Origin of the sequence: Kyrpidia sp. (assembly GCF_023512215.1) — a bacterium.
GTDB classification, from domain to species: domain Bacteria; phylum Bacillota; class Bacilli; order Kyrpidiales; family Kyrpidiaceae; genus Kyrpidia; species Kyrpidia spormannii.
Map to the genome: position 1 here is coordinate 1 of NZ_JAILZZ010000075.1, position 8,735 is coordinate 8,735.

An 8,735-nucleotide genomic window follows, 5' to 3' on the forward strand; every position below is an offset into this window, starting at 1 on the left:
GACCTTCAGCGTGCGGCTCAAGATCACCCGGTCCCCGGCCCCCCGGTCCGTGACCACCCCCGGCACTTCCATCTCAAACCCCGGAAACCGGTTATCCCAGGCTTCAAACAATCGCAGATACTCGATGATCGCCTTCGACCCCTCATCAAACCGCTCCCCGGGCACGATCACAGGTATCCCCGGCGGATACACCAAACCGATCACCGCCGACACCCGCCCGGGCAGCCCCTCCAGCGGCACCAGCTCCACCTCGCCGTCCACGAGTCTCCCGAATGCCTCGGTGGGGGTGAGGACCGCTTCGGGCAGGACCGCATACATCTCCTCCTGCACCCGGGCGATCTCCGCCTCCCGCAAAAAATCATGCATCTCCTGGGCCAAATCCTTCACCCCCTGGCTCCGGTACCTCCCGGGGTTCGCCCGGTACACCTCGGGCAGCGCCTCTTTCACCGGGCGATTGCTGTCGTACAGCTGCTTGAACGCGTACAACTTCGACACCAGGGTCGACGACTTGCTGCGACTGGCGGCAATCGTAAACAGCACCAACAATGTATAAAATCCGGTCTTCTCCGCCACCACCCCGTGATCCCGGAGGAACGCCGCCACCAGAGGGCCCGGGATTCCGGTCGCTTCCGGCCGGCCGGCACTGTCCACCCCCGGCGTCAGGATCGTCACTTTGATGGGGTCGAGCATCGCAAAACCATCCGGCACCCCCTCAAACCCGTGCCACCGATCCCCGGCGCGGATCTGCCAGGGCGCATCACTCCGGGTCAGCCCCTCCAGTCCGGCCAGCGCCCGCCTCTCATCGCCTCCCAGCCCTTCCCCCGGCACATCCCCGGCCGCCGCGAACACCGCCTCCACCGTCTCCGGCTGCCAGACGTTGAACCACCAATCCCCCCGCCCCTCGGCCTCCCGGTGGATGCTGTACACCTGCCGGCGGAACTCCAGCGCCCGCTCCACCGCCTCCTGGACCAACCGCTCCCCCGCCTTGCCCATCATCATCCGGGTGCCCACGTCTAAAGAGGCGAGGATCGCGTACTGGGGGGACGTGGAGGTGTGCATCATAAACGCCTCATTGAACCGATCCTCGTCGATGGGCATGCGCCCGTTGCGAATGTGAATCATGGAGGCCTGAGAGAAGGCGGACAACACCTTGTGGGTGGACACCGTCGAAATCACCGTCGGCAAATCCTTCCGCCGCGTGGCCGGGGACAGTCCGTAGTGCCGCCGGTAGAGAGGCTGAAAAGCCGCATAGGGAATCCACGCCTCATCCATGTGGATGTAATCCGCAACACCCTCCACCCGCCGCAACAGCCGCTCGGCGTTATAAAGCACCCCGTCGTACGTGGAGTTCGTGATCACCACCATTTTCACCCGTGGGGCCGAACTCGTGGATGAATCCGAGGCCAAACCCGTTTCCGCAACCGCCGCCCCATGGGCGCCGCCGCCCACACCGTCCCGTCCGGCCGCCGCAGCCGCCTCCGCCGCCCCGCTGCCCACACGGCCCCCTCCGGCAGCGTCCGCAGCCCCGGGATCCACCGCCCCCGCCTTTCGCCGCACCAGCGGATGGGCCGCCACCCGGGCCCGGATCGCCTCGGGATCCAGCGCCTCCCACCGGGCCGGCCCGATAATCCCCTGCCCGTTACGGTGGGCCGGCAAAAACACCGGAATCGCCCCGGTCATAATGCAGGCGTTGATCACCGACTTGTGGCAGTTGCGGTCCACCACCACCACATCCCCGGCCTTGAGCAGCGCCCGGTGTACGATTTGGTTGCTCATCGTCGTCCCATTGGTCACAAAAAATGTCCGATCCGCCCCGTGCGCCTCGGCGGCTTCGTCCTCCGCCTCCCGGATCACCCCCTGGTGCTCCAGCAGCGATCCCATCTCCGGCACCGAACTGCACAAATCGGTCAGAAAAATGTTCGGCCCGTAAAAATCATAAAAAATCTTCCCCACCGGAGATTTCAAGAACGCCAGGCCGCCGCTGTGCCCGGGCGTGTGCCAGGCGTCCTTGAACTCGTTAACATAATCGTACAGCCGCCGGAAAAATGGCGGCATCAGGCTCCTGCGATATCCTTCCGCCGCCCGGGCGATCCTCCCGGCGGAAAACTCCGGCTTATCCTCGGTGATCCATACGTACCCCGAAGTCTCTTGGAGCACCTCGTGGGGCAATTCGTCCACCCGCAAAGATTCTGTCAACAAAAAAATCGGCAGGCTCTCCTGGATCTCCCGCACCAGACGGATCAGCCGTTCGATCCGCCGCCCGCCCCCGGGATCGTGATCCGGATCGTCCCAGCTCATCAGCACACAGGAGAGCTCCGGCCGGGTCTTGACGATCAGCTCCGCCTCCTCCTCACCCCGGGCGTTGACAATGGCCAGACCCTGTGCCGCCAGCGCGTCGGCGATGTACCGCACCCCTTCGGCAATGGCCGGCGACGCCTCCGCCGGATCGTGCACCAGAAGAATCGGAAAATCCAGGTCGCTCACCCTCTCTCACCACGATGCCCGAACCGAACATTAACGGTTTACCATTAGCATATCACAGCCCGATCTCTTTTCCCATTCCCCACCTCTTGTCCACTTCACGTGGACAAAGCCGCCACTCCGTCCGATCAAAGGGCGGACACAACACCCTCCTCGCACTTTTACAATCCACAATCTCCCACCTGCCGGCACCCGCAAAAAAAGCGCGGGGCCTTAACAACTCCCCGCGCTCTCATCGGTTCGGCGGCCGATCTCCTCGTTCCCCGACCGCCCATCCGAAACCCTTCTTTTACCGCCCCACCCGTCTCACCGTACACTGGGCGTCTTTGATCCCCAAAGCCCGCAGAATATAATACATCGGGCAAAACCCGGTCAGGGCCGAGATGATCAGCATCAACCCGACAAAGGCGTCAAAATACACCCAGTGGGGATGCACCCAAAGCGACAGTCCCGCTCCGATCAGGATGAACACCCCAGCGACAATCCGGATGAGGGAACCCTTTCCGGACTCGACGAACATATCCATCACCCTCCCCCTTATGTCAACCCGCCACGCGTCTCACGCGTTCGCCCTCGCCCTGGCCTTCGCTTCTTTCCGCATCCGCGCCTTGGCCCGGCGGATCTCCACCGCATAATACAGAACCGGGATCACGAACAACGTCAACACCGTTGAAGCGATCGTCCCAAACATCAGCGAGATGGCGAGCCCCTGGAAGATCGGGTCGAACAGGATGACAAACGCCCCCACCACCACCGCCGCTGCGGTGAGGAGGATCGGCTTCGAACGGACGACCCCGGCGGTCACCACCGCCGCATCCAGATCCTCGCCTTCCTTGCGCCGGCGCTCGGCGAACTCCACCAGCAAGATCGAGTTCCGCACGATAATGCCGGCCAGGGCGATCACCCCGATCATCGACGTGGCCGTGAAAAAGGCCCCAAAAAGCCAGTGTCCCGGCACCACCCCGATCATGGTGAGCGGAATCGGCGCCATAATCACCAGAGGTGTGATAAAGGACTGGAACCAGGCGACCACCAGAAGGTACATCACCACCAGCGCCACCCCGAAGGCCAATCCGAGGTCCCGGAACACCTCGTAGGTGATCTGCCATTCCCCGTCCCATTTCACCTTGACGCCATTTTCCAGCCAAGGCTGATGGGTCAGGTACTGCTCCACCTTCGCACCGCTCGGCACATGAATCTGGCTCACGGCGTTCCACATCTTGGCGATATCGTAAGCCGGGCTCTCCTCATACCCCGCCACATCCCCGAACACGTAGGCGACGCTTTGGAGATTCTTCCGGTAGAGCGTCTGCTCCGCCGTCTCCTGTTGAATATTCGCCACCTCGCCCAAAGGAATCAGCTTCCCGGAGGGCGTCGGCACCTGGATGCTCTTCAGCTCATCCAAGCTCGACCGACGGTCCCGGGGCGGTTGCAGCCAGATTTTCACCGGCTCCAGCTCGTGAGGCGGATGCACCAACCCCACCTGGGCCCCGGCCAACATCATTTGCAGCGTCTGGGCCACTTCCTGGTCCGTGATGCCGTTGAGCCGGGCTTGGTCGGTCAGCGTAAACGAATACTGGGTCTGAGGCGCCTGCAGAGACGTGTCCACGTCCACCACGCCGGGCGTCTTCTTGAAAATCTCCGCCGCCTGCTGGACCGCGGCGTACTGGTCGGCGGGATCGTTGCTGTACACTTCCAGCACCAGGGTATCCTGGACCGGCGGCCCCGGCGGCACCTCCACCACCTTAACGTTGGCGCCGTATTTCTCCCCGATGGCCTGCACCGCCGGCCGAATGCGTTTCGCGATATCGTGGCTCTGCTGCTGCCGCTCGCCCTTGGCCACCAGATTCACCTGAATGTCGGCCACGTCCGGGCCTTGGCGCAGGTAGTAGTGGCGGACCAAGCCGTTAAAATTAAAGGGCGACGCGGTCCCGATGTACATTTCGTAATCGGTGACCTCATTGACCGTCGACAGATAATCCCCGATGGCCTTGGTGGCCGCCGCCGTTTGTTCCAGGGTCGTCCCCCGGGGCATGTCGATGACCACCTGAAATTCGCTCTTGTTATCAAACGGCAGCATCTTCATCGCGACGGCCTTCGTGTAAAACAAGATCAAGGACGCGAAAAGCAGGAGCACCACCGCGAGGAAGAACAGGTTGCGCTTCTTGCGGCTGTGCACCATGGCCATGAGCACACCCGCGTACATCCGGGAGACCCGGCCGCCGTGCTCTTCGCCGACGTGATCCCCGTTGCCGACGTGATCCTCGTTGCCAGAGCGTCCCCCTTCGGCCCCGGGGCCGTCTTCGGACTCGCCTCCCGTCGACATCCCCACACCGGGCACACCCCCCGGCGACGACGCCGGTCCCACGGCCACCGTCCCCTCACCCCCGCCGCCCACACCGGCCGCCGCCGGGACCGCCTTCGGCTCATCCCGCTTCAGCAGCCGCAGCCCAAACCAGGGCGTGACGATAAAAGCCACGAGCAGCGAGAAAAACATCGCAATCGAGGCGTTGATGGGAATCGGCGCCATATACGGCCCCATGAGCCCGCGAACGAAAGCCATGGGAATCAACACGGCAATGACCGTAAAAGTCGCGAGGATCGTGGGATTTCCCACCTCGTCCACCGAATGGACCGCCGCATCCAAGGGCTTGAGCGTTCGCATCCGGAACCACCGGTGCATATTCTCCACGACGACAATGGCGTCGTCCACCAGGATCCCGATGGCAAAGATCAAAGCAAAAAGCGTCACCCGGTTCAGGGTGTACCCGTGCATGTAGCTCAGGAACAAAGCCAGCGCCAGGGTCACGGGCACCGCGATGCCCACCACGATGGCCTCCCGGATTCCGAGCACCACCCCGATGAGCAGGATCACCGACGCCGTGGCGATGAGCAGGTGATCGATCAGCTCATTGGCCTTTTCCATCGCCGTCTCTCCGTAATCCCGGGTCACCGTGACCTGCACGTCCGAAGGGATGACCTTGCCCTTGAGATCATCCACCTTCTTGATGACGTCGTTCGCCACCCAGACCGCATTGGTCCCGGGCTTTTTCGAGACGGAGATGGTCACTGCGGGGAAGATGCGCCCGGGGGGCTCGGTCACGCCTTTGTCCGCCGCCCGGGGCCCGGTCCCGAAGAGGACGTACTGATTGACCTCGGAAGGTCCGTCCGTCACCGTGGCCACGTCTTTCAGAAACACCGGGCGCTGCTCATAGACCCCGACCACCAAGTTCTTGACCTGTTCGGGATCCACCAGATACGTCCCGGCTTTGACCTTGAACTGCTTGTTCGCCTCGGCGAACTGGCCGGCGTCCAGGGACTGGTTCCCGCTCTGGAGCGTCCTTTCCAGTGTCAGCGGCGAAATCCCGTAGGCCGCCAACCGGGTGGGATCGACCTCCACCCGGACTTGCCGCTCCCGGCCGCCGATCACCTGGACCTTGGCGACGTTTTCCACCCGGTTGACCTCGTCGGCCACCACCGCAGTGATCCGCCGCAAATCGTAGTCGTTGAGCTTGTTGCTCCACAGGGTCACCGAGACGATGGGCACATCGTCGATGGTCATCGGCTTGACCAAGGGCTGGCCCACTCCGGGGGGGACCTCATCCATGTTGGACATCACTTCGTTATAGGTGCGGACCACCGCGTCGTTCAGGTCGGTACCGACATAGTACCGAAGCGTGATCAGCGCCTGACCGGGCTGGGATGTAGAATAGATATACTCGACCCCTTTGATCTTCCAGAGCTTCTTTTCGAGAACTTTCGTCACCCGGTCCTCCACGTCTTTCGCCGTGGCACCGGGATAAGGGACGAAAATATCGATCATCGGCACGGAGATCTGGGGTTCTTCTTCCCGGGGCGTGTTCAGCACCGCCAGCACGCCCATCAACAGCGCGGCCAGCACCAAAAGCGGCGTGATCTTAGAATTGATGAATGCCTTGGCGATTCTGCCCGAGAGGCCGATCTTCATGAGCCGGTCCTCACTTCCGCCCCGTCGCTCACCCGATCCACGCCGGAGACGACGATCCGTTCACCGGGGTTCAGCCCGCTCAGCACCTCGACCTGATCCCCGGATTCCCGACCCAATGATACATAACGAAGATGGGCCCGGTTCTGGTTATCCACCGTATACACCCCTGTGAATTGCGACCAGCGCACCACCGCCGCCTTCGGGATGAAAATCTTGTCGTTCGGCCCGCCGGTGCCGAGGACCGCCTCGCCAAACATTCCCGGCCGCACCTCCACATCGCCGGGAAGGCGTATCTTCATTTTAAAAGTCCGGCTGGCGGGATCGATCCGGGGCGTGATCTCGTACACCGTCCCGGTAACCGACCGGTTCAAAGCCGGAATGTGCACCGAGACGGTATCACCGATTTTCATGGCCGCGGCCAGCTTCTCCTCGGCATAGACCTCCAGGGCAAAGGGCCCTTTTTCCACCGTCAGGAGGGGCATCCCAGGGCTCGCCATGTCTCCTTGATTCACCGTCTTCGAGGTCACGAACCCGTCAAAGGGCGCTTTCAGGACGGTGTCGCTCAGATTGGCGGACGCCGCTTGGACCGAAGCCTGGGCCTGACCCAAGGCCGCTTGGGCTTCACCGAGCCGGGCCTGGGCTTCCGCCTTCTGGGCCAGAGCCCCCTGAAGGGCGGCCTGGGCTTGGTCATACTGAGCCTTTGCCGCCTGGTAGCGCGTCTGGGCGTGATCGTAATCCTGGCGGCTCGCCGCACCGGCTTCGTACAGCGATTGGGTGCGTTCAAAATCGGATTGAGCGCCCTGAAGGTTCGCCTGGGCCGCCTGTAGACTGGCCTGGGATTGCCGGATCGCCTCGTCGATCTGCGCCTGAACCGACTGGGCCGCCTGAACTCCGGCCTGAGCCTGGGCACTGCCCGCCTGGGCTTGTTTGACAGCCGCCGCCAAGGGTTCCGGATTCAGGACCACCAAGGTCTGGCCTTGCTTGACAAAATCCCCCTCCTTCACGAACACCTGCTGCACCGAGGCCATGATTTTGCTGGCGACCTGGGAGGTCCCGTCGGCGACCACGGTGCCGGGCACCGTGACACCGGTGTGGTCCGCCGATTGTTCCACCGCGGCCACCTTGACCCCGCTGATGCTCGCGGGGGCCCGTTCGGCGGTGCCTGGAGGAATCTTATGTACGAGGACACCGCTCAGGACCAGGAGGAACCCTCCCAGGGGGACGCCGAGGAACAGCACACCCTTCACCCACGTTTTCATACCTACCACCTTTCTGCCGATGAACCGTCCAAGATGCAAGTCGGGGCGAAAGCACCGGTCACCCCTTCGGAGATCTCCCCGAGCTGCGCTTCGGACGAACCGAAACCTTCCGTCACCTCCCTGGCCTTCCGGGCAGGCCTCGGCATTATACCCTACCCGGTACCCTGTTTCACACAACATTATTATGGTAGGAGGACGGAATCCATGTCAAGCTGCCTTTGACTTTGCGGATTTTCCGTGTCATCCTGGGTAAAAGAGCGGAACCCGCATCCGGTATGTCGCGGGCGGTGGGAGGGGGAGGATTCGTGGAAACTTATCAAACAGTCGGGCGACAAAGCGAGGTGGAGATTGTCATCAAGAAATCCCGGTTCATTGGCCGGGCGGCTCCGGTGGCCAGCGAAGAGGAAGCCGTCTCCCTCCTGGAGGCGATCCGGCGGAAGCACTGGGATGCCACCCACAACTGTTACGCCTACACCATCGGCCCCCACTCCGAGATCCAGCGCTCCAGCGACGACGGGGAACCTGCCGGCACCGCCGGGCGCCCGATCCTCGAAGTTTTGCACCACATGAACCTGCGGGACACCCTGGTGGTGGTCACCCGGTATTTTGGCGGGGTCCTGCTCGGGGCCGGGGGACTGGTCCGGGCCTACGGGCATGCGGCCTCCGAGGCGGTGCGGGCCGCCGGCCTCCTCAGCCGCCGCCCCTATGTCCGGGTCCGAATTCGCATCCCCTACCCCGCCTTCGGCAAACTGGACCATCGCCTGGCCCAACGCGGCTGGCCCCGGGAGGAGCCGGTGTTCGCCGAAGACGTTCGGCTCACCGTCTACGTTCCCCGAGGCCGCGAACACGAATGCCAATCTGTGGCGGCGGACGCCACAGGCGGTCAGGTGGACCTCCGATTCGAGGAGGAGGTCTGGTTGGACGAGGTGGACGGGGCAGCCCGGGTCCCTTCCTCCTCGTATGATAGTAGTAGAAGCTCTCCTTCGTTGAATTTCCAGTAGGTCCGGAACTGCTGGAGCAGCGCTGGA

General features: G+C 63.0%; 5 protein-coding genes. 1 reads left to right on the forward strand and 4 read right to left on the reverse strand.

Annotated features, from left to right (window positions below; genetic code table 11):
- The 4 genes from K6T64_RS15560 to K6T64_RS15575 form a co-directional block, all read right to left on the reverse strand.
- Positions 1–2,484: Orn/Lys/Arg family decarboxylase (locus K6T64_RS15560; protein WP_288010971.1), on the reverse strand; the 2,484-nt coding region annotated here is incomplete at its 3' end.
- Between the two features lie 286 nt (positions 2,485–2,770).
- A complete protein-coding gene (locus K6T64_RS15565) occupies positions 2,771–3,007 on the reverse strand; it encodes a YgaP family membrane protein (protein WP_232796801.1) in 237 nt (78 codons plus the stop codon).
- 33 nt (positions 3,008–3,040) lie between these two features.
- A complete protein-coding gene (locus K6T64_RS15570; protein ID WP_288010973.1) occupies positions 3,041–6,448 on the reverse strand; it encodes an efflux RND transporter permease subunit in 3,408 nt (1,135 codons plus the stop codon).
- Positions 6,445–7,707, reverse strand: a complete 1,263-nt coding sequence (locus tag K6T64_RS15575; RefSeq protein ID WP_288010975.1) for an efflux RND transporter periplasmic adaptor subunit — start codon at positions 7,705–7,707, stop codon at positions 6,445–6,447. Before K6T64_RS15575 ends, K6T64_RS15570 begins: the two co-directional genes overlap by 4 nt.
- Positions 7,708–8,012: 305 nt before the next feature.
- Between K6T64_RS15575 and K6T64_RS15580 the strand changes: the two genes are divergently transcribed.
- Positions 8,013–8,708 carry a YigZ family protein gene (locus tag K6T64_RS15580; RefSeq protein WP_288010977.1) on the forward strand — a complete coding sequence of 232 codons (696 nt, stop codon included), beginning with the start codon at positions 8,013–8,015 and terminating at the stop codon, positions 8,706–8,708.
- Positions 8,709–8,735 lie beyond the last annotated feature (27 nt).

Bases quoted from the DNA above. Each gene is read 5' to 3' on its own strand.
- K6T64_RS15570 (WP_288010973.1), bottom strand. From the start codon at position 6,448: ATGAAGATCGGCCTCTCGGGCAGAATCGCCAAGGCATTCATCAATTCT.
- K6T64_RS15565 (WP_232796801.1), bottom strand. From the start codon at position 3,007: ATGGATATGTTCGTCGAGTCCGGAAAGGGTTCCCTCATCCGGATTGTC.
- K6T64_RS15575 (WP_288010975.1), bottom strand. From the start codon at position 7,707: ATGAAAACGTGGGTGAAGGGTGTGCTGTTCCTCGGCGTCCCCCTGGGA.